The organism is Caballeronia sp. AZ10_KS36, from assembly GCF_023631105.1.
Taxonomy (GTDB): Bacteria; Pseudomonadota; Gammaproteobacteria; order Burkholderiales; family Burkholderiaceae; genus Caballeronia.
Window position 1 is genome coordinate 193,939 of the sequence record NZ_JALQDQ010000025.1, and the last position, 25,694, is coordinate 219,632.

At 63.0% G+C, this 25,694-nt stretch carries 22 protein-coding genes and 1 pseudogene; 3 read left to right on the forward strand and 20 right to left on the reverse strand.

What is annotated here, in order from left to right; translation table 11 throughout:
• Positions 1–193: 193 nt before the first annotated feature.
• The 9 genes and pseudogenes from hutG to NCR35_RS16340 all read right to left on the reverse strand — a co-directional run bounded on the left by hutG (position 194) and on the right by NCR35_RS16340 (position 9,233).
• On the reverse strand, positions 194–1,009 hold the full coding sequence (gene hutG, locus NCR35_RS16300) for an N-formylglutamate deformylase (RefSeq protein ID WP_250535166.1): 816 nt from the start codon (positions 1,007–1,009) through the stop codon (positions 194–196).
• A 26-nt stretch (positions 1,010–1,035) separates the two neighbouring features.
• A complete protein-coding gene (locus tag NCR35_RS16305) occupies positions 1,036–2,436 on the reverse strand; it encodes a formimidoylglutamate deiminase (protein ID WP_250535167.1) in 1,401 nt (466 codons plus the stop codon).
• Between the two features lie 111 nt (positions 2,437–2,547).
• On the reverse strand, positions 2,548–3,312 hold the full coding sequence (locus NCR35_RS16310) for an amino acid ABC transporter ATP-binding protein (RefSeq protein WP_284503075.1): 765 nt from the start codon (positions 3,310–3,312) through the stop codon (positions 2,548–2,550).
• Entirely contained in the window at positions 3,309–3,977 is a 669-nt protein-coding gene (locus NCR35_RS16315) for an amino acid ABC transporter permease (protein WP_006752177.1), read from the reverse strand. The genes NCR35_RS16310 and NCR35_RS16315 overlap by 4 nt, the downstream gene beginning before the upstream one ends.
• Before the next feature lie 17 nt (positions 3,978–3,994).
• Positions 3,995–4,768 (reverse strand): transporter substrate-binding domain-containing protein, encoded by a 774-nt coding sequence (locus tag NCR35_RS16320; protein ID WP_250535168.1) that lies wholly within the window; start codon positions 4,766–4,768, stop codon positions 3,995–3,997.
• Between the two features lie 40 nt (positions 4,769–4,808).
• Positions 4,809–5,558, reverse strand: a complete 750-nt coding sequence (locus NCR35_RS16325) for an IclR family transcriptional regulator (protein ID WP_250535169.1) — start codon at positions 5,556–5,558, stop codon at positions 4,809–4,811.
• A 230-nt stretch (positions 5,559–5,788) separates the two neighbouring features.
• Positions 5,789–6,170: pseudogene (locus tag NCR35_RS16330) on the reverse strand (3-hydroxybenzoate 4-monooxygenase); the annotation flags it as partial.
• Between the two features lie 85 nt (positions 6,171–6,255).
• Positions 6,256–7,179 (reverse strand): NAD(P)/FAD-dependent oxidoreductase, encoded by a 924-nt coding sequence (locus NCR35_RS16335; RefSeq protein ID WP_250535170.1) that lies wholly within the window; start codon positions 7,177–7,179, stop codon positions 6,256–6,258.
• Between the two features lie 542 nt (positions 7,180–7,721).
• Positions 7,722–9,233: an argininosuccinate lyase gene (locus NCR35_RS16340; protein WP_502801685.1), complete on the reverse strand. Its 1,512-nt coding sequence runs from the start codon at positions 9,231–9,233 to the stop codon at positions 7,722–7,724.
• A 459-nt stretch (positions 9,234–9,692) separates the two neighbouring features.
• On the opposite strand from NCR35_RS16340, the gene NCR35_RS16345 reads away from it, so the two are divergent.
• The gene (locus NCR35_RS16345; RefSeq protein ID WP_502801686.1) at positions 9,693–11,078 is read left to right on the forward strand and encodes an erythromycin esterase family protein; all 1,386 of its coding nucleotides are present in this window, start codon (positions 9,693–9,695) and stop codon (positions 11,076–11,078) included.
• Positions 11,079–11,278: 200 nt separating this feature from the next.
• Here the strand turns inward: NCR35_RS16345 and NCR35_RS16350 are convergent, their stop codons facing one another.
• From NCR35_RS16350 to NCR35_RS16380, 7 genes are all read right to left on the reverse strand, one after another.
• Positions 11,279–11,983 carry an ATP-binding cassette domain-containing protein gene (locus NCR35_RS16350; RefSeq protein WP_250535171.1) on the reverse strand — a complete coding sequence of 235 codons (705 nt, stop codon included), beginning with the start codon at positions 11,981–11,983 and terminating at the stop codon, positions 11,279–11,281.
• Between the two features lie 12 nt (positions 11,984–11,995).
• Positions 11,996–12,715 carry an ABC transporter ATP-binding protein gene (locus NCR35_RS16355; RefSeq protein ID WP_250535172.1) on the reverse strand — a complete coding sequence of 240 codons (720 nt, stop codon included), beginning with the start codon at positions 12,713–12,715 and terminating at the stop codon, positions 11,996–11,998.
• Positions 12,712–13,842, reverse strand: a complete 1,131-nt coding sequence (locus NCR35_RS16360; protein WP_250535173.1) for a branched-chain amino acid ABC transporter permease — start codon at positions 13,840–13,842, stop codon at positions 12,712–12,714. The genes NCR35_RS16355 and NCR35_RS16360 overlap by 4 nt, the downstream gene beginning before the upstream one ends.
• Positions 13,842–14,708, reverse strand: a complete 867-nt coding sequence (locus NCR35_RS16365; protein ID WP_250535174.1) for a branched-chain amino acid ABC transporter permease — start codon at positions 14,706–14,708, stop codon at positions 13,842–13,844. The genes NCR35_RS16360 and NCR35_RS16365 overlap by 1 nt, the downstream gene beginning before the upstream one ends.
• A gap of 34 nt (positions 14,709–14,742) precedes the next feature.
• A complete protein-coding gene (locus NCR35_RS16370; RefSeq protein WP_250535175.1) occupies positions 14,743–15,969 on the reverse strand; it encodes a transporter substrate-binding protein in 1,227 nt (408 codons plus the stop codon).
• Positions 15,970–16,026: 57 nt separating this feature from the next.
• Entirely contained in the window at positions 16,027–17,544 is a 1,518-nt protein-coding gene (locus NCR35_RS16375) for an amidase (protein ID WP_250535176.1), read from the reverse strand.
• A 182-nt stretch (positions 17,545–17,726) separates the two neighbouring features.
• Complete coding sequence (locus NCR35_RS16380) at positions 17,727–18,776, reverse strand: substrate-binding domain-containing protein (RefSeq protein WP_250535177.1); 1,050 nt, start codon at positions 18,774–18,776, stop codon at positions 17,727–17,729.
• Here NCR35_RS16380 and NCR35_RS16385 point away from each other — a divergent pair.
• On the forward strand, positions 18,682–19,407 hold the full coding sequence (locus tag NCR35_RS16385) for a MarR family winged helix-turn-helix transcriptional regulator (RefSeq protein WP_250535178.1): 726 nt from the start codon (positions 18,682–18,684) through the stop codon (positions 19,405–19,407). The two genes, NCR35_RS16380 and NCR35_RS16385, sit on opposite strands and share 95 nt — an antisense overlap.
• 224 nt (positions 19,408–19,631) lie before the next feature.
• Here the strand turns inward: NCR35_RS16385 and NCR35_RS16390 are convergent, their stop codons facing one another.
• The 4 genes from NCR35_RS16390 to NCR35_RS16405 all read right to left on the reverse strand — a co-directional run bounded on the left by NCR35_RS16390 (position 19,632) and on the right by NCR35_RS16405 (position 24,247).
• Positions 19,632–21,332, reverse strand: coding sequence for a tannase/feruloyl esterase family alpha/beta hydrolase (locus tag NCR35_RS16390; RefSeq protein ID WP_250535179.1), 1,701 nt, complete (start codon positions 21,330–21,332; stop codon positions 19,632–19,634).
• A gap of 482 nt (positions 21,333–21,814) precedes the next feature.
• On the reverse strand, positions 21,815–22,327 hold the full coding sequence (locus NCR35_RS16395; protein WP_250535180.1) for an MmyB family transcriptional regulator: 513 nt from the start codon (positions 22,325–22,327) through the stop codon (positions 21,815–21,817).
• Positions 22,275–23,048 (reverse strand): alpha/beta hydrolase family protein, encoded by a 774-nt coding sequence (locus NCR35_RS16400; RefSeq protein ID WP_250535181.1) that lies wholly within the window; start codon positions 23,046–23,048, stop codon positions 22,275–22,277. Before NCR35_RS16400 ends, NCR35_RS16395 begins: the two co-directional genes overlap by 53 nt.
• Positions 23,049–23,062: 14 nt before the next feature.
• Positions 23,063–24,247: a DUF3182 family protein gene (locus NCR35_RS16405; protein WP_350029211.1), complete on the reverse strand. Its 1,185-nt coding sequence runs from the start codon at positions 24,245–24,247 to the stop codon at positions 23,063–23,065.
• Between the two features lie 351 nt (positions 24,248–24,598).
• On the opposite strand from NCR35_RS16405, the gene NCR35_RS16410 reads away from it, so the two are divergent.
• A complete protein-coding gene (locus NCR35_RS16410; RefSeq protein ID WP_250535183.1) occupies positions 24,599–25,579 on the forward strand; it encodes an AraC family transcriptional regulator in 981 nt (326 codons plus the stop codon).
• Positions 25,580–25,694 lie beyond the last annotated feature (115 nt).

The window sequence follows — 25,694 nt, forward strand, 5'->3', positions numbered from 1 at the left end:
AGAGCGCCGACCTGCGTTGTCGACCCTAGCCGACGTAGTCACAAGGCCGCAGCACTTTTCAATGCGCTTCACTTTCTCCGACGCTGCGGGACTTTCAGTTGCGCATTCGCCGCTGGCCAGGTCCCGCGAGCGTGTATTGGACCGAGTGTGCCTGCTCCGTTGGATGGGCGCTCGTCGTGTTGAGCATTTGACTCTAAGAGGGCGAGCCGTTCCGGGTCAGCTCGACGACTGCGTCGAGCGCACCATTCACCATGCCGCGTACCACCGGCTCCACTTTCTTCGCGACCTCGGGCAGATAGTCGAACGGCGCGTTCTCGCTCATGTAGGTGGACTGGCACATCTCCAGTTGCACCGCATGCACGCCGTCATGCGGCGCGCCGGCGTGCCGTGTGATAAAGCCGCCCTTGAAGCGGCCGTTCGCAATCCACGTGAACGGACTCGCCGCGGCGACGCGCTGCACCGCTTCCTGCACGGAAGGCGCGGCGGTGCGGCCATCCTGGGTGCCGATGTTCAGGTCCGGCAGCTTGCCTTCGAAAAGGCGCGGCAGCACGCTTGCGATCGAGTGCGCTTCCCACAGCAGCACGTTGCGATGCTGGCGGCGCAGGCGCATCACTTCTTCATGCAGGGCGTCGTGATACGGCTGCCAGTAAGTGGCCACGCGGCGGCTGCGATCGGCCGCGTCCGGCGCGCAGCCCTCGCGATACAGCGGCTCACCGCGAAACGTTTCAGTCGGGCACAACGACGTGGTCGTCTGCCCCGGATACAGGCTTTCGTCGTTCGACGGCCGGTTCAGGTCGATCACGTAACGCGACACGCGCGCACCGAGAATCGTGGCACCGAGGGCGCGGGCGAATTCGTAGAGACGGTCCAGATGCCAGTCAGTGTCAGCGACCGTCAACGCGATATCGGTGTACCGGTCGCGCAGAGCATCCGGGATCTGCGTGCCCAGATGGGGAATAGAAATCAGCAGCGGCGCGTCGCCGCGTTCGAGTGAGAAAAGATCGTTCATGGTGCCGGGGATCGGTTGAGTTGCGTTCAGGCGTCGGCGAGCAGCTGTGCTAGCGCCCGGCGATAGTCTGCGTAATGCCTCGCTTCGTCGCGATGACGGCGCTCGTGGATCACGCGCTCGCCGCCGACGAAGACGTCGCGCACCGGTGTTTCCCCGTGCTCGCAAAACACGACGGACGACAGCCACGTCGCGCTGGTCTGCTCGGCGAGAGCGGGATGGTCGGGATCGAGCACGATCCAGTCCGCCCGCGCGCCCGGCTCGAGGGCGCCGGCCGCGCGGCCGGAGGCACGTGCGCCGCCCGCAAGCGCGCCCTGGAACAGGCAGTCGGCGACATAGGCTGCCTGCAGCGAGGCCAGCACATTGCGCTGACGCCGCACGAGCCGCTGGCCATATTCGAGCAGGCGCAGTTCCGCGCGCCAGTCCACGCCGATATGGCTATCCGAGCCGACGCCGAATGCGCCTCCTGCATCGAGGTAGTCGCTTGCGGGGAACAGGCCGTCGCCGAGATTCGCTTCAGTCGTGAGGCACAGGCCCGCTATCGCGCCGCTCTTCGCGAGTGCCAGCGTTTCGCGTTCGTCGACGTGTGTCGCATGCACGAGGCACCAGCGCGCGTCGACGTCGAAACGTTCGAGCAGCCATTGCACGGGCCGTGCGCCGAGCGCCGCGACGCAGGCATCGACTTCCGCGCTCTGCTCTGCAATGTGGATATGCACGGGTGCTCCGGGCAACATCGCGGCGAGTCCTTCGAGCGCGGCGCGCAATGAATCCTCCGATACAGCGCGCAGCGAGTGCGGCGCGATTCCGTAACGCAGCGCGCCGTGTTCCGGACGCGCGGCGCGCAGCGCGCCGAGAAGCTCCAGAAAGGCGTCGGTCGCGTTGATGAAGCGGCGCTGGTCGGCGCGCGGCGGTTGTGCGCCGAAGCCGCTGTACTGATAGAGCACCGGCAGCATCGTCATGCCGATGCCGGTCTCGCTCGCGGCATCCACGACGCGCTGCGCGAGTTCGGCCGGATGCGCGTGACGGCTGCCGTCCTGCGCGTGGTGCACGTAGTGGAACTCACAGACGGACGTATAGCCCGCCTTGAGCATCTCCACATACAGCCAGCGCGCTATCGCACCGAGCGCTTCGGGCGTGATGCGTGCGGCGAAGCGGTACATCAGGTCGCGCCAGCTCCAAAAGCTGTCCGTGGGATTGGCGCGGTATTCCGTGAGGCCGGCCATGGCGCGCTGAAACGCGTGCGAATGCAGGTTCGGCATGCCCGGGATGACCGGCCCCGCTGCGAGCCCGGCGTCCGCCGGCGCGGTGGTCGTGTCGGGCGTGACGGCGACGAGCGTACCCGCGTCGTTCCACTCGATCAGCACGTTGGTGCGCCAGCCGTCCGGCAGCAGCGCATGCGCTGCGAAGAGCGATTTCGGGGATGAGTTCAAGAGTCGGCTTCCGTATTCAGCGACGTGCACACCAGCACGCCGTCTCCTTCCATGGCGATCTCGACGGGATTCGCCCGGTCGATGCGCAGCGTGTCGACATCAAGGTCGGTTTCATGCGCGCGACAGCACTGCCTGCAGAAACGAACGGGTGCGCGGCTGCGACGGCGTCGAAAAGATCTGTGCGGGCGGTCCCGCTTCGACGATCTCGCCGCCGTCCATCACGACCACGACATCCGCCACTTCCTTCGCGAAGCCCATCTCGTGCGTGACGACGAGCATCGTCATGCCTTCGGCGGCGAGCAGCTTCATCACCTGCAGCACTTCGCCCACGAGTTCGGGGTCGAGCGCCGACGTCGGTTCGTCGAAGAGCATGACGCGCGGCTGCATCGCCAATGCGCGCGCTATGGCGACGCGCTGCTTCTGGCCGCCCGAAAGGCTCGCGGGCATAGCATGCGCCTTGTGCTCGAGGCCAACCTTCCTGAGCAGGGCGAGCGCGGCGGCTTCCGCGTCGGCTTTCGAGACGCCGCGCAGCATGCGCGGGCCTACCGTGATGTTGTGCAGCACCGAGAGATGCGGGAACAGGTTGAACGACTGGAACACCATTCCGACTTCGGTGCGCAGGGCGTTGAGCGAGCGGTCCTTGAGCATCGTGCCGTGATCGACGAGCCGGTGGCCGCAGATATCGATCGTTCCTCGCTCGGGCTGCTCCAGCCCGTTGCAGCACCGCAGAAACGTGCTCTTGCCGGAACCGCTCGGCCCGATCACCACCACGACCTGGCTGGGCTGAATGTCGAAGTCGATGCCATTCAGTACGCGATGCGCGCCGAACGACTTCGTGAGTTCGCGAATGCTGACGATAGGTTGAGCGCTGCTCATTGCACCATGCCCCCTGCGCGCAGCCGACGCTCGACGCGATGAAGAATGAAGTTGGTCGTCTGCGTGAGCACGAGGTACACGAGCGCGATCACGATATAGACCTCCAGCGACCGGTAGGACACGCTGATGATCTTCTGGCCTTCGTGCATGAGATCGTGAATCGTCAGCAGCGACACCAGGGCCGAGTTCTTGATCAGCGCGATGAACTCGTTGCCGAGCGGCGGAATCATGCGCACGATGGCCTGCGGCAAAATGATCGCACGCATGGCCTGTCCCGACGACATGCCGATGGACCGCGCCGCTTCCATCTGTCCGCGATCCACGGACTGAATCGCGCCGCGCACGATCTCCGACACATAGGCTGCCGAATACAGTCCGAGCCCGAGCATGCCGCACACGAACGCGGGCAGGAGGATGTCGAACTGCGGCAAGCCGAAGAACAGCAGGAACAGCTGCACGAGCAGCGGCGTGCCGCGAAAGAAGATCAAATAGCCGGTGCAGAAGCCGTAGACGAGCCGCCGCTGCGGATAGAGCCGGCCGATACCGATCAGGAGGCCGAGCAGGCACGAGAGCACGAGCGCGGCGGCGGTCACTTCCACTGTGACCAGCGCCCCGTGCGCGATATCGGCCCAACCGGCGAACGCCGGCGTGAAGTCGAGTTGCATCGGTCAGGTCCGGCGGATTATTTCGTGCTCGCCGTGGTGCTGGCGCTCGTGCCGAACCACTTCTTCACGATGGCGTCGTAGGTGCCGTCCGCCTTGATCTTCGCGAGCGCGGCATTCATCTGGTCGCGCAGTTGCGGCTCGTCCTTGCGCACCGCAATGCCGTACGCTTCGGTCGTCAGCTCCTTGTCGAGCACGCGAAAACCGGGGCGCGTGCGCACGAACTGGAACGCGGCGGGCTTGCCGGTCACGGCGGCATCAGCACGGCCGATCCCGACGAGATCAAACATCTCCTGATTTTTTTCCACTTCGACGCGCTGCACCTGCGGATAGTTGTCGCGCAGGAAATTGACCGACTTCGTGCCGACCTGCACGGTCACTTTCTTGCCGTTGAGATCGGCGAGGGTCTTGATCGGCGAGTCCGCCTTGACGAGGGCGGAGAGGCCGCCCGCGAAGTAGGGCTGCGTGAAATCGACGACTTGCGCGCGCTCCGGCGTGATGTAGATGCCCGAGATCGCCGCGTCGAAGCGTCGTGCCACGAGACCGGGAATCAGCCCCTTGAAGTCGATGTCGGTCCACTGAACCTGCTTGCCCATTGCCTTGGCCAGCGCGTTCATGATGTCGATGTCGAAGCCGGTGCGCTGGCCCTTGTCGACGAATTCCATCGGCGGGAAAGTGGCATCGGTCGCGACGTTGAGCACGTTCGAATCCTGCGCGGCTGCGTTGCCGGGTGCGATCGCCGTCAGCAGCGCCATGCCGAGAGTCGCGGCGGAGAGAAGGTTCTTCAGTTTCATGTGTGGGCTCCAGAGTGTGTGGTCGGTCGATGAGTGAGGTTCAGGCGGACTGCAGCCGGGCGGATATGCCGTTGGCCGTGCGCACGGTCCAGTCGGCGAGTTGCTGTTCGCGGCCCGCGGCGCGCGACGATGGGGCCATCAGCGTGATCGATGCGCTCGCGCCCGCGCCGCGCGAGAGGCGCCGGAAAACGGGCGCGCTCACGCCCCAGACGCCGGGATCGACTTCGCTGTCGCTCACGGCGTAACCGCGCGAGCGGATGCGCTCCAGTTCCGCTTCGAGGGCGGCGCGCGCGGCTCCGTCGCCGGCGAACTGGCGTTCGAGCGTTTCACTGCGCGTTTTCTCGGCCATGAAGGCGAGCAGCGACTTGGCCGACGCGCCCGCGCGCAACGGAACCGCGCGGCCTTTTTCGAACGAGCAACGCAGCGAGTGCGTGCTCTCGACCATCTCGAGGCAGATCACCTGGTCGTTCACGGCGATGATGAGCCCGACGCTCTCCTGCGTCGCGCGCGAGAGCTCCGACATGCCGTCGCGGCTCGCTTCGACCAGCATCGAATTGATGTCGAAGCCGAGTGCGAGCTGCAAGCTCACGGGACCGGGGGCATAGCAGCCCGCGTCCTCCGTCACGAAGCCCCAGCGCTTGAGCAGCGCGATTTGGCGATAGAGCGTGCTTTGCGCGAGGCCGGTCACGCCAAGCATGTCCTTCACGGACATGGCTTTCCCGTGGCTCGCGAGCGCAGTAAGTACGAGCAGCAGACGCTCGGCGCCAATGACGCTGGATTCCTGTTTCACCTTGAGTCTTGCCCGAAGAGATGCGGTTCCGATGACGCAGAATGCCACGTCGCTCCCGCCGAACAAAAATGCGATTCCCATTCGATGGGAATGGTGAGCTAGGGTTTACACGGTCTCGTACCTCTGAATTGGACCCTGCCTGCTTGGGAGACTCGCATGGCTCGTCGAGTGGTCCAACGAAAGCAGCGATTCAGCGATGGTCTCTTCCCAACACACGGCCTCGAACCGCATCGGTCATGTCGCGAAGCACCAGTTGCTTGCAAGGCATCGTCGAAACGGTCTGTCAGGCACTGGCCCACCTCGTACACGGAAAACCACGCCACCTCCTTCAGTGCAGCGAATAGCGATGCAAGATGCGTTGCGCCGTCTCGATGATCCGATCGACGGTCATCTGCCCGATGGCTTCGCGGTTGCCCGGCGTGAGCTCGCCGAGACCGACGTAGTAGCGAACGAGATCGCCGCCTTCGCGCCGAATGATCAGCATATTGTCTTCGCTTGCGGACTGGATGGCCGCTTTCAGCCGGATGTCCGCAAATCGTGACGCCAGCGCGTCCATGACAGCCCACGCATGATTGCCCCGTCGCCACGCAGCGTCTGGCCGATGGCCAGTCTCGACGCATAAGAGTTCGACGCTGCTTCCGACTGGCTCGGCCTTGACGCGATTCTTCGACAAGTCGCGTGAGTGACAGCATGCTCGCTAAAGCGGATTGGCCGGCAGACTTCGATGGATAGCGAGGGAAGCAACCGCAGCCTCGCCAATTGCGACGCAAATCTGATTCAGTGAATTCACTGCATCGCCCGCGGCGTATAGTCCGTCTACGCTTGTCCGCTGATGCTTATCGGTCACGATCATTCCGTCGTTGTCTCGCTGCACATCCAAGCCGCTCAAGAGGTTTGCTTGCGGAAGACAGCCGAGCACCGGATAGATTGCATCGAATGCATGTCGGCGCCCATTCTGGCAGGCAACGCTAAAGGACGCCTCGGAGCTGTTCGACAACTCGAGCGTTTCAGTCGTGATCAACTCGATGGCGTTCTCCGCCGCGAGGGCACGCTCCTGTTGAGTCAGCGCATCGTTATCCGAGGCGATGACCGCCACCTGTTGACAGAAGGTGCGGAAAAACAAGGCATGCGACAGCGCCCGCGATGCCGGACCCAGCATTGCAATCCGCTTGCCTTGCGCCTCGAAGCCGTCGCATATCGCGCAGAAACGGAGCAATCCTTCCTGAGTCAGCGCAATGGCGTCGTCGATCGGCGGTAGCTTGTCCCGGATTCCACATGCGAGCAGTACATGACGCGCGACCAGGCTGCGGGACGAAGGACCACTCGTGCTGCCGTATTCGACGAGGAATCCGCCGTCCGTTCGCGTTATCGTCGTGACTCGGCCTTCGACGAGTGGCACGTCGTAACACTCGATCTGGCGACGCATCTTGGCAAGCAGTGCGTTTCCATTGATGCCGCTCTCGAAGCCGGCGAGGTTACGCACGACGGGGATGAGTGACGCTCTGCTCTGACCGTCGTCGATCACGACCGTCGATCGCCTGAATCGTGCGAGATAGAGGGCGGCGGTGAGGCCGGCGGGCCCGCCACCGACAATAATGCAATCAACGATCGGATCGTTCATCTCTGTCTTCGTTTGCGGTCGATGGACCTGGGTTTTGCGTACTGGCGCGCGCACGCCGTTTCCGGACATGCCGCTTTCACGTCGGAGTGAGTGAGCAATAGCGATTCCCACGATGATGAACGACGCATCCGCCTCGCGCTCATCAGCGACGTCGACGCGAGGCCAAGGCTAGTCGGCCTAGGTCAGCCTGACGTTGGGCGTCGCGGAGGACAAGAGTCTGCGCTGGCGATGACAATACGATGCGAAAGAACGGTCGGTCGCTCTCTCAGCGCGCCGCATGCTTTCCGTCATCGGCAACGCGAAGATTGGTTTGCAACGCCGTCGCGAACAGTGCTCCCCGCGCGCGGAACGACGAAGCCGACCAAGAGCGGTCATACTGAGTCGTGGGCAACTCGATGCTTCTTGCAACTCTCCGATCGCACGATGTGGTTCTGAGTGTCCAACGACGAGCCCAGCGAGATCGAGAAATCGAGCAGGTAGCTATTGCGCGAACCGATCGAAAAAACAGTAGGCGAAGACGATAGTATCGACGCGCTTTTCGCTCATTGCTTCGGCAGGAGCTTGTCGAAATCGCGATCGAGCTTGGCCAGCGACGAATCGATAATCCTCCGCTGGTCCGCAATCCACTCGCTTTGTTGCGCAAGTTTCCCGTTCGCCTCTTTCAACATGCGCTCCATCTCCACAGGCTGCGGCCCGCCCACGGTACGCCGGTCGTTGACGATCGCAACCGGGTCCAGCGTCGCGCGGAACTCCGCTTCGCTCATGGGCAGCACGCCGTTGCTCTCGGCATAACCCTTCGTCGTCTCGGCGTAGATCCGCTTGGCCTGGTCGTAGGGGAAGTCGCTCGGCTTGATGTTGTTGGCGCGCGCGTACTCGACGACCTCCGACGCAAAGTGGTGTCCGAGGCGGAAAGGCAGTTTGTACTTGCGCATGAGTACATCTGCGACTTCCTGAGACGCCGTCCAGTCGCTGTCGAGTTCTTCCAGCGCGCGCTTCTGGTCGATGACGAGCGCGTTCATGATCTTGTCCCACTTCTTGAGCACAGTGATCGCGCTGTCGATCATCTCCTTGTTGTCCCTCACGTCCTTCGCGTCGGGCATGCCCGGCGGGAGGTTATGGGCGCGGATGACCGGACCCATCGCGAGCGTGATAGCGGTCGATGCGTCGGCGCGCGTGGAGTTCAGCAATCCAGGATTGCGCTTCTGCGGCATGGCGCTCGACACGTAGGTATTGCTGCCGCCCTCTTGCAGCAGAATCCACGGTCTCGGCTCCGCGTACTGCGTCATGACATCCTCGATGAAGCTGCCCGCATGCAACGCGATGCTCGTTACGATCGAAGCGACTTCCACGGGATGATCGACCGCTGCAATCTGATGCGCGTCATAGGCGTTGTCGACAATGCCCGGGAAGCCCAGATACTTCGCCATGCGGGCGCGGTCCAGCGGCCAGCTCGTGCCATTGAGGACCGTGGTGCCCATCGGACTCAGGTCGACGCGCGCATACGCCTCACGGATGCGCTGCGTGTCCCGGTCGAGTGCGGCCGCGTAGCCCAGCAGGTAGTGTCCGTAGCTGTTGGGCTGCGCCGCCACGCCGTTGGTGTAGTTCGGCACGATGGTATGTTCGTGCTGTTGCGCGAGCTTGACGATGGTCGTCGCGGTCTTGTTGAGCTGGTCGGCCAGGCGGAGCATGTCGTCACGCAGGATCGCCGCGCGGTAGGTGGCGTGCATGTCCTGGCTCGAACGCCCGGCATGCAGCAGCGTCACATCCATGCCGGCGGCCTGGATCATCAGCGGTTCGAACGTGATGACGGTGGATGGACGCTTTGCCCCGGGCTGGTTGCCGTCGTGAATCACCTTGGCGACGCCGGCCGCGATGTGCGGCGCAAGCGACTTGTCCAGCAAGCCCTCGTCGGTGTTGATGACGGCGGTCGCCTTGTTGATTTCGCCCAGCCAGTAGAACTCGTCGCGGGCGGGCGCTTGCTCGGCCTGCGCGGTGACAGCCGCGGCGTGCATCAGCAACAAAGCAGCTAAGGAAATGGCTCGCTTTCGGAACATAGCCTCGATCTCGTGTGGGTAGGCCGATGCAACAGGACGCCGACGGCACCGTCCGCGTGGGTGTCGGTTATAGCACAGCGGGCGGATGGCTGACTGAGCATGGCGGCATTGACAAGCACGCGTCAGGCGCGATTCAAGCCGATTGATCTGCTCATGCGTGTGGCAAAGCTCTGCCGTGAGGTTGCATCGAAGGCCGTGACGGTTGTGGGCGTCACTTGCTGACGGCAACCGCTGCGCCGGACCGGTAGCGCAGTAACTGGTCCGTGCCACGGCTGGCCCGTCATCTGCCGTACGTTCGCGTGTAGGCGCGGCAGTTCGTAAGCCCGTTGGCGCTCCATTCGAGCACGGCGGCGTTCGCCCAATGGTTCGTTGCTCGCGTACTTTGCAGCCGTTCGGCCGCGGAGCAAGGACCGGCGACGCGGGCGTGGCGCTTGCTGCCAAACGATTGTCGGCCCCTTCATGGAAACGACTATGGATGCGTTCTCGCAAGCCGGGGACAGAAATGCGGCGCATGGGCAACCCGCGCGGCGCGCGTTGCCCGAGCTCATTCGCGCATCGGCGGAGCGGCTGCCCGCGTTCGATGCACCCGAATTCGCGCAAGCATTCGATCGCTTCGCGGACAAGCGGGTCGTGCTGCTGGGCGAGGCGAGCCACGGCACGGCCGAATTCTACGAAGCGCGCGCCGCAATCACGCGGCGGCTGATCGAGCGGCATGGATTCGACTTTGTCGCGGTCGAAGCGGACTGGCCGGATGCGGCGCTGATCGACGAACATGTGCGCGGACGTCCCCGCGCCCGTCCCGACGCGCAGCCGTTCCGCCGCTTCCCGACGTGGATGTGGCGCAATGCGGAGTTTGCCGCGTTCGTCGCGTGGCTACGCGGGCACAATGCCACGCTCGAGGAACGGGATCGGGCGGCTTTCTATGGCCTGGACCTTTACAGTCTCTCGGAATCCATTGCCGCGGTGCTGGCGTACCTCGATGTGCACGATCCCGAGGCGGCGCGCATCGCCCGGGTGCGCTACGGATGCCTCACGCCGTGGCAGAAAGATCCTTCCGTCTACGGACGTGCCGCGTGGCAGGCGGGCTTCGGCAAGTGCGAGGAGGCAGTCGTTGCGCAGTTACGCGACTTGCTCGACAAGCGCTTCGCGTCGGCCGCGAGCGATCCGGCGCTCCTCGACGCGACGCACAACGCGCGTCTGGTCGCCGCGGCGGAGCAGTACTATCGCGCGATGTACAGCGGCTCGGCCGAAAGCTGGAATCTGCGGGACACGCACATGTTCGACACGCTGCACAGCCTGCTCGATGCGCGCGGAGCGCAATCGCGCGCGGTCGTGTGGGCGCACAACTCGCATCTGGGCGACGCATCGGCGACGGAGATGGGCCGCACGCGCGGCGAGCTCAATGTCGGGCAGCTTTGCCGCGAACGCTTCGGCGAGCAAGCGGCGCTGATCGGCTTCGGTACGCACACCGGAACGGTCGCCGCGGCTTCCGACTGGGACGAGCCGATGCAGATCATGCAGGTGCGGCCCTCGCGCGAAGACAGCTACGAGTTCCAGTTCCATGCGGCGGGCGTAAGCCCGTGTTTCGTCGATCTTCGCGCCGGTGCGGACGATGCGCTACGCGGCGCGCTGAGCGAAGCGCGCCTCGAACGTTTCATCGGCGTGATCTATCGGCCGGACACCGAGCTATACAGTCATTACGCGCAGGCCGAGCTATCCAGTCAATTCGATGCCTACGTCTGGTTCGACACGACACGCGCGGTGAGCGCCATATCGTCGTCCGATGCGGCGGCGGACAAGTCCGCCGGCGCCGACACGCCGGAAACCTTTCCGTTCGGCGTCTGATTCCGCACGGCTGCCTAGTGCGCGATAGCGATCGCTCGCAAAGCGTTGGCCGAGGAAGCTCGCGACGGAGGCCGATGGAGTGCCTGTGATCGGCAAGCCGAAGGCGCCATGCGGATCTCGCTAGCTAGATGCGTCGGTGTCAGCAATTTCGACAATGCAAACGATCCCGCCTTGCTTCCTCAGCGATCTCATCAAGAGAGCTACGCCGCGACGCCGGTGTATTCGCTGACCTTGTCGAGGTCCATCAGATGGTCGCGCGGAATCTCCCCGCCGAGCTGGCCGCGCCGGATCACCAATACGCGCTGCGACACAGCGGCGATGAAGTCGAGATTCTGTTCGACAAGCACAATGGTCAGGCCGCGGCGCTCGCGCAATGCGACGAGCGTCTCGCCAATCTCCTCGATAATCGAAGGCTGAATGCCTTCCGTCGGCTCATCGAGCAGCAACAGCGATGGCTCGCCCGCCAATGCCCGAGCGAGTGCCAGCAATTGTTGCTCGCCACCCGACAGCGATCCACCCGGGCGGTCGAGCAAGGGCTTCAGACGCGGAAAGTCGTCGAGCAGCGCGCCCAGCGCCTCGTCTGGCTTGCGACCGGTCTTCATCAGGCCGAGGCGCAAGTTGTCATACGCTGTGAGCGTTGGGAAGATTTCGCGCCCTTGCGGCACGTACGCCATGCCGCGTCGGGCGCGCGCATGCGGCGGCAGGGTGGTGATGTCCTGGCCGCCGAAGTGCAGCGCGCCCGCCGTCGCCGGCAACGCGCCGATGAGCGTGCGCAGCAGGGTCGTCTTGCCCATGCCGTTGTGCCCGAGTATGCCGATCGATTCGCCATCACGCACGCTCAGCGCCACGTCGAACAGCACCGGAATCGCGCCGTATCCCGCGCACAGCCCTGTTGCTTCCAGCATCGCGCCTCCGATTCAGTGCGGCTTCTTGCCGAGGTAAATCTGCTGGATGAACGGATCGCTCATGATGCGCTCCGGCGTGTCCTCGCGAACGATCGCACCCTGATGCAACACCGTCACCGTTTTGGCGATGCGCCGGATGAAGCTCATGTCATGCTCCACCACGACGAGCGCGTGCCGCCGGTTGATCTCCAGAATGAGTTCCGCCGTTCGCGCCACTTCAGGATCGCTCATGCCCGCGGCGGGTTCGTCCAGCAGGATCAGCGGCGGGTCCCCGGCAATCACAACGGCCAGTTCCACCCACTGGCGTTCGCCGTGGGAAAGCAGCCCGGTGATCGCATCGCGATGTGAGAGCATGCCTACACGCTCCAGCACCTCGCGCGCGACACGTTCTGTCTGCCGCGGCGTATTTACCCGGCGTGCGGCGAGCCATACGTTTTCCCATACCGACAGCCCGTTGAAGAGACTGGGCACCTGCGTCTTGATGCCGATGCCAAGCCGCGCCGGTTCGTGCGGCTGCATCGCTGTGATGTCCATGCCGCGAAAACGGATCTCGCCCGATGTCGGCTTGACCTGCCCCGTCAGCAGTTTGAAGAATGTGCTCTTGCCCGCGCCGTTCGGACCGATCACACAGCGCAGTTCCGCTTCCGCCAGCGTGAAATCGACGTCGCGCGTGGCATGGACGCCGCCGAAGCGGACGTTGAGCTTGCGAGTTTCGAGCAAGGGCATCGTCATGCGGCCTCCTTGCGCGTCTCATGCCGCTCATTGGCCCCGTGTCGTTCGTGCGCCTCGTGTACGTCGTTCGATGAGGGCCGTCTGCGCCGTGCCGCGCCAAACAGCCTCATACCGAGATCGCCGATGCTCGGCACAATGCCCTTCGGCACCATCAGCACGAACACGACGAGGATCGCGCCGAGCACGAGGTTCGAGTTGATGGTCTGCTGCGTGCCGATCTGCGTAGTGAGCCATTGAATGGCCACACACCCGACGACCGGCCCCACGAGCGTGCCCAGCCCGCCGACGATCACCCAGATGATGATCTGCGCCGACTGCGCCAGTCCGAAGATGCCGGGGCTCGTGAATGCACCCCAGTTGGCGAAGAGGCATCCCGCCAGCCCGGCAATGGCCGCGCCCAGCACGAACGTGAAGAGCTTGTAGACGCGCGAATCGTATCCGAGCAGCAAGAGGCGCTGTTCGTTCTCCTTGCTCGCCACGATGACGCGTCCGATCTTGAATGCAAGCAGCACGCGCAGCAGCAGGTACACGCCGAGCAGCGCGCCGAGCGACAGTTCGAAAAGGCCGCGCGGGCTGATAACGTCGTCGATATTGCCGGGCGTGTTGAGCGGCGGAATATTCGGAATGCCGTTGAAGCCGCCGAGCGGCGCATTGCCGATCTTCCATTCGGGACCGGCGGTGGAATTGACGACGTTGAAAAGAATCAGCGTGACCGTGAGCGTAATGACGCCCATGTACACATCGGAGAGGCGTCCGTAGAAGATCAGATAGCCGAGAACCGTGGCGAACGCCGCAGGCAGCACGATGGCGAGCACGAAGGGCACGGTGCTGTCGCCCATGTTCGTCACGGCAATGGCATAGGTATAGGCGCCGAGCCCGAAGAATGCGGATTGCCCGAAGCAGAGAATGCCGCCGAAGCCCCACACGAATCCGAGACTCAACGCGAGTATTGCCATGACGGCGTAGACGGTGGCCTGCACGAGCGCGAAGTCGTCGAGCACGCGCGGCAGCACGATCAGCATGACCAGGCCAATCGTGAGCGAAACCGCCGCGCTTTTCCACGACTTCGAGAAGCGCGATAGCGTGTCGGGCACCGGCATTGCGCGGCTGGCTTTCACGGGCGTCATCACAATGCTCCCTTGAAGAAGCGCCCGGTGATGCCGCGCGGCAGCAGCCGCAGCATGACAATGGCGCCGACGAGCAACGCCACTTCGCCGAACACGGGCGTCGAGGCAAAAGTCGCAATCTGATTGATCGCGCCGAAAAGCGCCGACGAGCTGATGAGTCCCGCCACGATGGCAGGGCCGCCGCCGATCACTGTGATGAACGCCTTCGCGACGAATGCGCCGCCCATGGTCGGGACGACGCCGGTCATCGGCGCGAGCAGGCCGCCCGCGAGTCCCGACAGCGCCGCGCCGACCGCGAACGTGATCGAGTACACGCGTCCCGGCGCGATGCCGAGCGCGTCGGCCATTTGCGGGTTCTGCATCGTGCCGCGCGCAATGAGCCCGAGCGGCGTACGTAGCAGGACCCAGCGCAGCGCCACGCCAATGACGACCGCCACCGCGATGATGACGAGCGTATAGCTGCTCACCGAATAGCCGCCGATGGGGAAGTTGCCCAGCGGCGCGGAGATGCCTGCGGTCGTATTGCCCGCAATCGACGTCACGATTCCGATGAGAAAGAGCGACAGGCCCCACGTCGCGAGCATCGTATCGATCATGCGGCCATACAGCCGCCGTATGACGAGGCGCTCCAGAACAACGCCGATGATCGCGACGACGAGCGGCGCGACAACGAGGATCGCAATCCATAGATTCACGCCGAGCCGCATCGCTTCGATGGCGGCATACGCGCCCAGCATCATGAATTCGCCGTGCGCGAGATTGATCACCTTCATCATGCCGAAGATGACCGCGAGACCCGACGAGATCACTACCAGACTCGCTATTGCGTACAGCACTTGTATCAAGACGATCGCAGCAAGATCCATCGTTGCTCCTCTGAGTGCCGGGGCACCACGCGCCTCACAGCTTGATGACGTACTGCTGGTTGTCGCGCGGATTCTTGATCAGATTGCACACTGCGCTGGTATCGACCGGCGGCTGGTTCTGGAACGTCTGCACGATGTCCAGCTTGTGGTTCTTTACCTGAGCGATGCTCACGTTAAGTACACAATGATGGGTAGCCGGATCGATCGAGACCTTGCCGCTCGGCGCATCGATGCTGATGCCCGACTCAAGTGCCTCGATCACCTTGGTGCGGTCGATGGTGCCCGCCTTCTTCACGCCCTGCGCCCATAGATTGAAGCCCTGATACGTGCCCATCGCGAGTTCGGTGATGTTCGGATAGTTCGCTCCGAATCGCTTGTGGAATCGCTCCTTGAATGCCTTGTTGACAGGATTGTCGAGATTCTCGAAGTAGTTGTAGGAGACGAGAAAGCCGTCGCATTCCTCGGGCGAGAGGATGATCTGCTCATTGCCGCCGGCGAAGGTCGTCGAGGCGAGGGGAATCTTCTTGTGGAGCCCCGCCGCCGCCCATTGCCGATAAAACGAAACATGCGATCCCCCGACGAGCGCGGACACGAGCATGTCCGGCTTGGCCGATTCGATCTTGGAGATGGTCGAGCCGAAGTTAGTCACGTCCAGCGGAAAGAAGTCGATCGACGTGACGGAGCCGCCGTTGTCCTGCACGAACTTCTTCACCCATTGCGAAGTGATTTGTCCGTAGTTGTAATCCGCCGCGACGACATAGACTTTCTTGCCCCATTGCTTCATCGCATACGGGATCAGCTTGGCAACCGTCTGCCCCGGCGTCACGCCGGTGCAGAACGTGTTGCGGTCGCATACGCCGCCTTCGTATTGCGTGTTATAGAAATAGAGCGTGCGGTAACGGTCCAGCACGGGCCGCATGACTTCTCGAGATGCCGAAGTGATTCCGCCGTGCACGACGGCCACTTTGTCTTTCAGCGCCGACTGTTGCGCGAACTGCGTATAAAGCTGCATGCTCGATTGCGGATCGTAGTTGAGCAGCTTGATCTGCTTGCCGAGCAGACCGCCCTGGGCATTCCATTCCTCGACAGCGATGGTCAGGCAATCCGCCATCGGCTTGCCGTATATATCGAGACCGCCCGACTGGTCCGTGATACCGCCCACGAGGATTTCGTCGGCGGCTTCCGCGATGAACGGGAACGATCCAGCCATGCCCGCGGCCACCGACGCCGCAGACGACTTCAGAAACGAACGTCGATCCATATACAGTTCCGAAAAGGGAGGCGAGGAGAGTGAAGGCGTTGCGGGCGCTTCGATGCTTCAGAGTTTCATCCAGTCAACGGATTGCTCGAACGCATAGGCGCCGCGGTAGATGGTGGCTTCGTCCCAGTGCTTGCCCACCAGCATCATGCCGACCGGAAGGCCATCGACCATTCCGCACGGCACGCTCATCGCGGGGTGCCCCGTGCAATCAAACGGACATGTATTCGGCAACATCTCGAACGCACGCGTGATCACTTCCTCGACGCTCGCGCCCGGCTTGGGCAGCGGCGTGGCGACCAGCGGGAGCGTGGGCATGAGAAGAAGGTCGTAGTCGGCGAATGCCGCGTCATACGCTGCGGTGAGCTGACGCGACAGGTTCTGCGACTTTGCATAGAAGTGACCGCGATAGTGCCGGATGAAATACTCCCCTAGCACCATCGTGATCTTCAGCGTTTCGGACAGTTCATCCGCGCGCTCGTGCCATCCGGCGTGATAGTCCACCATGCCGGTTACATACAGACCCTTCCAGTTGTAGCCATGGCCGTTGTCCTTCATCATCTGCTGCGTCGCCCCTTCGGCGGCGATGGGCAACCATATTGCGGGACCGATGCGATGCATCGGAATGGAGACTTCGCTGACCTGCGCGCCGAGTTCCGCGAGATGATCGGCAGCCGCGCGCACCTTCGCATCCGATGCTTCCAGCGACTGTGGCCAGCCAAAGCCTTCCTTGACCACGCCAATGCGCAAGCCGCGCACGCCTTCCTTCATGATCTCCGTGTAAGGCTTCGCGACTTGTCCCGCATGCTGACGCGGATCGAGGCCATCCGGACCGGCCAGCACTTCGAGCATCAGGGCGTTGTCGGTCACATTCGCGGTCATCGGCCCGGTGTGGTCGATCGTCAGTTCGATGGGCATGACGCCCGTATAAGGCACCAGGCCGTGCGTAGCCTTCATGCCGTATATGCCGCAGTATGATGCGGGCATCCTGATCGAGCCGCCCTGGTCGCCGCCAATGGCGAGATCCACCTCGCCTGCGGCCACGAGCGCCGCGCTGCCCGATGACGATCCGCCTGCCGAATAACCCATCTTGCGCGGGTTATGAACCGGCGCGGGCGAACTCGTGTGCGAGCCGCCCGAGAAGCAGAAGTATTCGCACGTCGCTTTGCCGACGATCGTTGCGCCCGCATCGAGCAGACGCGTGACAATGGTGGCATCGACATCGGGCACGTAGCCTTCGAGTGTGGACGCGCCGTTCATCATCGGCACGCCTGCGAGGCATACGTTGTCTTTGAGCGCGACGGTTTTTCCGGCGAGCTTGCCGGTGGGCGCACCCTTCACTTCGGTCTTCACATACCAGGCGCCGTAGCGGTTTTCGTCGGCAGATGGGCGATAACCCGGCGTGCGTGGGTAGGTGACGCGCGGGACGTAATCCGGCAGCGAATCGATCACATCATAGGCATCGAAATTCGCCTGCAACATCGCGTGATAGGTAGAAAGCTGCTCCTCCGACAGATGCATTCCGAGACTGGTGGCGACTTCGTCAAGCTGGGCGGGCGTGGGACGTTTCACTGCCATGACTCTTCCTCACTTGAGCTGATTCATGACCGACAGCCGCCTGCGTTAACGGTCCATGCAGACGCGGCGAGAGCGAGCAGGAGACTTCGTGCAGTGGGTCCCTGATCTGCGAGCCATGGTAGGAACACATATTTTCCAAGTCAACAAAATATTTTCCCTGGAAACTAAATGGCAGCGCTGCGTCAGATTTGCGAGATCACTTCGAAATGGTGACCTTCCGCACGCGCGAGATAGATCGGCACATGATTCACACGGCCGCCCGCGTAGGCCGCGCCGCGCGCGCTGCGATAGTTCAGCGGCGTAAGGCCGAGTTGCGCGAGACCGGCGTCGCGGGATAGACGGCGGCGCTGTGCATCGTCGGCGAGTGCGGCGAGGAAATGGACGCCTTCGTATGTCGACTGGCCGAAGGTGTCGAGCGTTGGCGCACGCGCGCCATAGCGTGTGCGATAGCGTTCCTTGAAGGCAAGATTCGCGTCCGTTTGCAGCGACGCGAAGTAGCCCGAGGCGGCATACAACAACGCCGTGTTGCGCGCCCCGATACCCAGCAATTCGTTCTCGCCGAGCGCGCACGAGAGACGCACGATGCGGCCGGCGAGACCGGCTTCGCCGAACGCGCGATTGAAGTCGATGGTGTCCTGACCGATGAGCGAAAGCAGCAGCGCATCCGCGCCTTGCTTGCGAATGGCGTCGAGGACTTCGCTGTAGTCACGTGTGCCGAACGGCACGACACATTCGCCGACGACTTGTCCACCCGCCTCGTTGACCACGCGGTGCGCGAGCCGATGCGTCGCATGGGGCCATACATAGTCGTTGCCGACGAAAAACCAGCGCCTCGGCCGATGCTTGTTCTGAAGCCAGTGAATCGCAGGCTGAAGCTGCCGCCCCGTGGTTTCGCCAATGGCGAAGACGCCCGGCGTGCGCTCTCCGCCTTCGTAGAGCGGCGTATAGATGAAAGGAAGCTGCCCGGCGACCGCCCTGATGAGATCCAGTCGCACCGCGCTCGTGTGCATGCCCACCAACGCGTCTATCGCATCGTCTTCGATCAGCGCCTCCAGCGCGGATTCGAGCTCGCGCGCGTCATCGCCCGCGTTGATCGTGAGCAGCCTGCAGGGACGTCCCGCCATGCCCGATGCGTCGTTGACTTCTTCCACCGCAAGCTTCGCCGATGCGAGCGCGCATGGCCCCCACAAGCCGGCCGAACCGCCCAAGGGAACGCACAGTGCGATCGTCATCTCCTGCCTTGAACGGCGGGAACGTTTACGATGCTTCATCAATGGTCGGCTCGGCGGGTCGGAGACATGGAATGCACAACAGAATGGCACGCGCGCACCATCATTTATCGGGCTGACGCTCCCTGCACCGATACTTTCCCGAACCCGATTTGTTTGCGTAATATTCGATTTGTCCGCTATCTATAAAGCATCTACCATGCCGGAATCCGATCTCTCTTCATACCTCGCCTGGCTCATTGCCTCCGCGCATCGGCAGATGAAATCCGGACTTGCACAGCTTACCGCCGAGGAGGGCGTCAACGAGGAACACTGGCGCATCCTGCACGCGGTGTCGGATGAGGCCGGTCACTCCATGAGCGAGCTTGCAGCACACGTTCTGATGAACCTGCCCGCGCTCACCAAGAACGTCGACAAGCTGGTGAGTCGCGGACTCGTGCTGCGTGCCGCCGACGACGCGGACAGCCGAAAGGTGCTGGTGTACATCACGGAACGGGGCGTCGAGTTGTTGGACCGGCTGCGACCCTGTGTGGACGCGCACCATGCGGCCATCGAAGATGCGCTCGGCTCGCGCAATGCGAAGCAACTGAAGCGATTGCTCGAGCGATTCATCGAAGAGACGCGGCCGCGCTGACTGCGCGCATCGACTTTGCCTGTGGCCGTCAGTGAGGGAAGGTTTTGTATTCAGAAACGGTCGCCGTCGGCAGCCGCACAACGCCTGACCCGCGAGCGTCGGCTACGTTCGACGTGCCGACGCAAGGTGTCGGACCTCTCGCGGTCAGGCGAGTGAAAAAGGCAACGGGATCGGTAGGACGATCGCAATGTACCTCGTTGCCGGCGTCCGACTGCGCTGTGTGCTCAATGCACACACCGAAACGAAGCAGCGTCATTGACGTCACCGCCTTCGTAGCGAGCCCACTTCGGATAGTCGCATAGCGGTCGCGTGCGGCCCGGAACCCCGGCCGTATCCCTTGTCACTTGCGCCACTGGCGCCTTGTCCCGCTCGACCCACTGAGCGAGCGCCGACAGAGAATCCCAGGTGGCATTGAAGGTACTGCTGGCAGCGTGTCCCATGCCGGGAATCTCGTAGAAACGCACGAACGAATCGACGCGATCAACGCCGAATCGCGCTTGCAGCCGCCGATAGTACAACTCCGTGGCGCGGGTGCTGACGAGTACATCGGATTGTCCGTGAACGAGCAGGAGCTTGCCGCCACGCCGCCGGAACGCTGCAATATCGGTGCTTGCGTCCAGTTGCTGACTCAGATCGCTGATACGGTTGGCCCACACGCCCGGTTGCTCCGGGTCGAGCGACAGGGAATGGAAGTTCGGATCGCGTGTGACCGAATATTTGATCCACTGGTCGGTTAGAACGCTGATGTAAGGCGCCGTGAGCGGCATCGGATCGGCCGGCTGCGAAGTTCCGAATGCAAGGAAGGTGACCACCGGCTCGACCGGCGAAGTGCGGGTCGTAATTCCAAGGTCGGCGCCCCACACGTTGTAGCCGGGATAGTAGGTTTCGCCACTAGCCAGCCGGAACCGCAGCAGCGTTGGCGTATTGATCGTCTTCAACGCCTCGATCTGCGCGTCGGACAGGCAATGGTCGCCGCTGTCCGCGCCCTTGGGGCAGCGCAGCGGCGCACCATTGAGAGTCGCGAACGACGGATCGAATCGCTCATTGCATTCGCGCTGGTCGCTGATCAAGCCGTCGGTCACCCCGTCGAGCGCATCGCACGCCTGCATCGCCGCGTCGTACACGGCTTGGCGTTTCGCCACCGACAGATACGCGCCCGGTTTCGCCAGGGCGCGGCTCATGCGCTGCCCTCCGAGGAGGGCGGCAGCATCGTCCCATGCCGGGTACCATGCGATGGCACCGTCCCAGTCCGACGGCCAGCGCTGAATTGCGGTCACTGCTTCGCGCCCGCCAGTCGAACCTCCTGCAAAGTAAGCCTTGCGAGGCGAATGCGCATAGCGGGCCTTGATGATCGCCAGAGCCGCGTCGTGGGTTTTCTTCAGCGCGTCGCCGCCGAAATTGTTCAACGCCTCGTCGTTCGCACCAAAGCGTCCGTCCTGAGAGCCCAACGCATTGGCCTGATGACCGGAGTCGCTGGCGAACGTAGCGTAGCCGCGACCGAGCGGCACAGCTGCATCGACGGGACCATTGGGTACGTTGCCCGCCACATTGGGGATGGTGCCGTCGAATCCGCCGCCACCGAACATCAAGACCTTGCCGTTCCACTCGGCGGGAAGCGCCACTTTGAACTGGATGTCGGGCGCGAATCTGTCGATAGGGGATATCTTGCCTGTCACTTCGCAGTAGTCCGGTAACGCGGTCGCACCGCTTCCGCTCGCGGTGACCGGCTTGACCGCAGTGACGCTCGCTCCGGATGTGGGCTCGCCAATTTCCGAAGCCGGGACCACGAAGCCTTGAAGACGTTGGCAAGCGGCTTCGTGTCCCGTTGGCGGCGTCGCACCGATGCTGTATGCCGAAACCGCGGAAGTGACGATAGCCGCGATCACGCGCGCGGCCCTCGCAATGCAGCACTCACCTGTTGCCATAACGTCTCCATATAGATAACGCCGCTCGTGGGCGCGGCTTGTTAGCAGTAACGGCATCGGCCGCGAACTGGCTCGACCCGTGCAGCGCAACCGACGCATATCACCGGTCAAAGCCATTCGATAGTAGTGGCGGCATCTGGGCAGCGCGAGGTCAGATTCGGACTCGAAAAGGTGCTGGGAGGACAATTTCTGCATGCTCGTCGCGAACGGAACGGCGCGGACGAAGGGTTCAACGGCAAGTTCGGAGATGAACGTTTGAGCCTTGAATGGTTCTGGACGCGCGCGGAAGGCGCCCGTTGGCTTGACGCTAGCTTCGCGATATAAAAGCGCGGGATAACACGACGATGCTGGCCCAATCAATCGTGCGATTCCCTTGGGAGCAGGGCGATAAGCCAGCTTACGGCTTCAATGGGGCATCGTCAGCTCTATGGGGCGATGACCTGGCCTCGCCAAGTTGACGCGCCGCGCGCGGCGAATTCGTTTCAAGCGGGCGTGTAGATCGCAAGTCTCAGCGCAGGGTCGTCGTTCGCCTGAAACGTAGCGTAGTTGTAGCGTTGCGCGCCACGCTCATGATGAGTCAGAACTTTCTGCCCGGACGTGCCCCCTCGAACATCGTGCGCGTTCCACCATTTCGCGAACTCGGTGCTGTTCACGCGCAGTCTTTCGACCAGTTCGACAAAGGCCGGATCATCAGCATAGAGATCATGCGTTGCGCGAAACGACGCGATCATGCGACGCGCCTCGCTGGTCCAAGTCGCGCCGAAAAGCCGACGCGAGTCCGCTTCGATAAACATGAAAACCAGAATGTTGCGATCCGCTTTCGCAAGACGCTCGAAGCCGAGCAGATCGGCCGCCGCAGCATTCCAGGCCAGCAGATCCCAACGCCTGCCCGTGACATACGCGGGTAGCTCAAGTTTCGCAATATGCGCGTGGCACCGCCGGTCACTTGATAAGAGCCGGCGCCTCACCCCTGCTTCCGGCGCGCCTTCCTCCAATCATCTCTGCGAGCCAGCCGACGACCAAAGCTGTGTAGGCGCGCTGGCTGGCTTCGTCAGAGAGACCGTGATCTGCACCTTCGATTATTCGATACGTCAGCGAATGCGCACGCAGAAACGCTTGCAGATAACTGGCGATCACTGCGTGAGGCACGGTCTCGTCGTGCTCCGATTCGACCAGCAAGACATCGCCGCGAAAGTCGGCAGCCGCTCGCAACGCGCGGTTCTCGTTCGCGGGGACGATACGCCTGCGATAAGCGGCAAGATCGTGTTCCTTGTGCAACGCGCGCTTCGGCATCGTCCATCCTTCGTCGAGATAGAGCGCCGGCACGCGCAGCCCGAGCCAGCGTACGGGCCGCATTGACGAGACGATCGAGGCGAGGTATCCGCCGTAGCTGCTTCCAATCACCGCGATCGACGTACCGTCTACCAGCGGCTGCGCGGCTAGCCGGTCGTAGGCGGCCAGGACGTCGTTCAAATTCGTTTCGCGCGTCACGGTCTCCTGCGCTTCCTTGGTGCGCGCATGTCCGGTCAAGTCGAAGGTCAGGCAGACGCAGCCGAGCGCAGTCGCCTGCCGCGCGCGCTCCATGTACTGCTCCTGGTCGCCACCCCAGCCGTGCACGAACAGCACGCCTGGAATCGCGGTCTGGGGCGTCACGAACGTGCCGTCGAGATAGCCGCGCTCAACCGGAATCTGGATCTGCTGCCGCGTCGCTGTCATTCGCTGCTCCTCTTCTAGCCGACAGAGCCGGTACTGGTTTCGACCGTATAAAACTTCGTCACGAGCCCCGAATGCGAATCCACGCCTTGATAGACGATGCACGCGCCGTCAGGCACCTCGGGGTGTTCGCCGTAGATCTCGAACGTCGATGCGCGCACGGTCGTGAGCGCCGGATCATCGACGAATGCCTGAAGCGCGCCGATTTCGGCGCCGCTCGCGCCCCCGATCCGCCACGACTGTTCGAGCACGCCGCGATGGCAACGCCCGCTTTCGTCGATGCCCGAGGCCACGTCATAGTTCCTGCGCGATGCGAAGAACGCGGGGAACGCGCTTTCGATGGCGGCATCGAACTCGCGCGCGCACTGAACGGCGGCGCGCGCCTCGTCGGGCATCGAGGTGCGCTCGAGCGCATCGAGGCTGCCGCGCACGACGACAAGGTCGGACCCGCCATAGACCGCATGTCCGCGGCTATTTCGCGTCAGCCGCTGTACGCCGTAATAGCTGGCCCGATGCGCCCGGACGCGCACATCGCCCACGCTGAACGTGGTAATGCTGGGCAGGTTGCGCTCCAGCACGACGCCATCGGTCTGGAGCGCGGCGTCGCCGATATCGTTCAATTGCAAATCCAGTTCGTGGCGATCGGCGACGACCGCCTGTCCCGTTCCGCCGATGCCGTAGGGGCGCTTGAGCCTTACCGAACCGCCGCTCCATAACAGCACGGCGGCGGCGAGCGCGTCGTCGCGAGTAAAGGCGGAGTAGCCAGGAAGCACGAGATGACGCAGCTGCTCGCCAAGTCGGTCGTGCCATCCGGGAGGCTTCAATTGCGCACGTGGCGGCAATTCATGCACGACCACTTTGGTCGCGACGAAGGGGAAGGGTACGACGCCGCCGAAGAGGTCATCATCGGTCGCGACGCCTATTCGTTGCGCGACGTCGAGGGGCAGGGTGTCGTCGGGAACGATATACGGGTCCGGGGTGTACGCACGATCAAGCCCGAAGTCGACGCAGCGTTGCGCACCGAGAAGCGTGGCAAGCCGTCCAGCGAGCGCACGCTGGGTTTCGCGTTCGTGCCGCGGTCGTGCGGTACTTCCACGACAGGAGAACACGACTACGGTGGGCGGGGTTTGGCTAAACGGAATGTGCATCCGCGCCTCCTCCATCGGAGCGACACAGCGATGTGTCAGGAGTATCCTGCGCATCGGTTTGGGTTCACGCAAGGAGTGTTCCGGCCACGCGACAACAGCGCCGACGCAGCAAAAAGCCGGGCGGGCTGGAATGCATCAGCCGACGCTCAGGCGATACGATAAACATTCGGGGCAGGCGTCGCTTCGCCTGCCGACGCCGATCAAGAAAATACCGGGATTGAAGATTTTTGCGTCGCACAATTTGCTGACGAGAGGCGATGACCGTCCGTGCATGCAAAAAAGTACATAAAAAGAGCCGAAAAGTTGGTAGAAGAGCGACACTGGCCGATCTAAATTGGCGTCAATAGCCGGCGCCGCGAAAGCGGCAAAAAGCAGCCGGCAATAAAAGAAACTGGAGACGGCTTCATGAGGCACCCCGATCTAGAGGTGGTCGACGTTCGACACGGCGAGTCCTTCAAGGCCTGGTCGCACGGCTATCCGTACAAGACGGTGCGCTGGCACTTCCATCCGGAATTCGAATTGCAGTTGATCGTCGCCACGCACGGCAAGTTCTTCGTCGGCGACCATGTCGGCTCGTTCGGGCCGGGCAACCTCGTTCTGATGGGAGAAAATCTTCCGCACAACTGGGTCAGCGAAGTGCCGGATGGCGAATACGTGGAGCGGCGCAATCTCGTGATTCAGTTCGGCAGGGACTTCGTCAAGCGCTGCATGGAAGCATTCCCCGAGTGCCGCGATGCTCAACCGTTGCTCGACAACGCACGTCGCGGGATCTTGTTCGACTCGCAGACGAGCGCGGTCGTGGCGCCGCTATTCGAAGAACTGTTGACGGCGCGCGGCATCCGGCGCATTTCGCTGTTCCTTCGTATTCTCGAATGCCTTTGCGATGCGAAGGAACAGACGCTCCTCGCGAGCATCGCTTACGAGCAGAACCTCGCTTCGTCCAAGCGGTTCGGTCACGTGCTTGCGCACATCGGCAAGAATCTGGCGTCGGACCTGCGCGAGTCGGATCTCGCCGGGCTCGCCGGACAGAGCGTGAGCGCATTCTCGCGCGCGTTTCATCGCCATACGGGCGCGACGTTCGTTCAGTACGTGAACCGCCTGCGCATCGAAGCGGCGTGCCACATGCTGCTCGCCGACGAAATCAACATCACGCAGATCTGTTTTCAGGCCGGCTTCAATAACGTGTCGAACTTCAATCGGCAGTTCCGGGCGGCAAAGGGGATGACGCCGTCCGAGTTCCGCGCGCTGCAGCGGATCAATGCGCGCAGCCGGGAAGTCAACCTGAACGCGCCGTCGGAAGGCAGCCCGGCGCATGTGTCGCCGGGACACACGGCCGCCGGCTACGCGTCGTCCGTCGAACGACGAATGCGATCGTCGCCCACGTAACGCGTAACGCGTAACGCGCTCGCGCTCTTTTCGCCGTACAGCAGCCGTCTTGTCGAGATTCGCCCTTCGCTCGCGCGAGGGCTTCATTCACCTTGAAGAAGTGCAAACTAATTAG

What these genes read in the sequence shown, in the direction of transcription:
- NCR35_RS16355 (WP_250535172.1), bottom strand. Translation starts at nt 12,715, where the DNA reads ATGACGATGCCCTTGCTCGAAACTCGCAAGCTCAACGTCCGCTTCGGC.
- NCR35_RS16350 (WP_250535171.1), bottom strand. Translation starts at nt 11,983, where the DNA reads ATGCTGGAAGCAACAGGGCTGTGCGCGGGATACGGCGCGATTCCGGTG.
- NCR35_RS16370 (WP_250535175.1), bottom strand. Translation starts at nt 15,969, where the DNA reads ATGGATCGACGTTCGTTTCTGAAGTCGTCTGCGGCGTCGGTGGCCGCG.
- hutG (WP_250535166.1), bottom strand. Translation starts at nt 1,009, where the DNA reads ATGAACGATCTTTTCTCACTCGAACGCGGCGACGCGCCGCTGCTGATT.
- NCR35_RS16310 (WP_284503075.1), bottom strand. Translation starts at nt 3,312, where the DNA reads ATGAGCAGCGCTCAACCTATCGTCAGCATTCGCGAACTCACGAAGTCG.
- NCR35_RS16375 (WP_250535176.1), bottom strand. Translation starts at nt 17,544, where the DNA reads ATGGCAGTGAAACGTCCCACGCCCGCCCAGCTTGACGAAGTCGCCACC.
- NCR35_RS16365 (WP_250535174.1), bottom strand. Translation starts at nt 14,708, where the DNA reads ATGGATCTTGCTGCGATCGTCTTGATACAAGTGCTGTACGCAATAGCG.
- NCR35_RS16400 (WP_250535181.1), bottom strand. Translation starts at nt 23,048, where the DNA reads ATGACAGCGACGCGGCAGCAGATCCAGATTCCGGTTGAGCGCGGCTAT.
- NCR35_RS16360 (WP_250535173.1), bottom strand. Translation starts at nt 13,842, where the DNA reads ATGACGCCCGTGAAAGCCAGCCGCGCAATGCCGGTGCCCGACACGCTA.
- NCR35_RS16315 (WP_006752177.1), bottom strand. Translation starts at nt 3,977, where the DNA reads ATGCAACTCGACTTCACGCCGGCGTTCGCCGGTTGGGCCGATATCGCG.
- NCR35_RS16410 (WP_250535183.1), top strand. Translation starts at nt 24,599, where the DNA reads ATGAGGCACCCCGATCTAGAGGTGGTCGACGTTCGACACGGCGAGTCC.
- NCR35_RS16320 (WP_250535168.1), bottom strand. Translation starts at nt 4,768, where the DNA reads ATGAAACTGAAGAACCTTCTCTCCGCCGCGACTCTCGGCATGGCGCTG.
- NCR35_RS16390 (WP_250535179.1), bottom strand. Translation starts at nt 21,332, where the DNA reads ATGGCAACAGGTGAGTGCTGCATTGCGAGGGCCGCGCGCGTGATCGCG.
- NCR35_RS16380 (WP_250535177.1), bottom strand. Translation starts at nt 18,776, where the DNA reads ATGACGATCGCACTGTGCGTTCCCTTGGGCGGTTCGGCCGGCTTGTGG.
- NCR35_RS16405 (WP_350029211.1), bottom strand. Translation starts at nt 24,247, where the DNA reads ATGCGCAGGATACTCCTGACACATCGCTGTGTCGCTCCGATGGAGGAG.
- NCR35_RS16345 (WP_502801686.1), top strand. Translation starts at nt 9,693, where the DNA reads ATGGAAACGACTATGGATGCGTTCTCGCAAGCCGGGGACAGAAATGCG.
- NCR35_RS16340 (WP_502801685.1), bottom strand. Translation starts at nt 9,233, where the DNA reads ATGTTCCGAAAGCGAGCCATTTCCTTAGCTGCTTTGTTGCTGATGCAC.
- NCR35_RS16335 (WP_250535170.1), bottom strand. Translation starts at nt 7,179, where the DNA reads ATGAACGATCCGATCGTTGATTGCATTATTGTCGGTGGCGGGCCCGCC.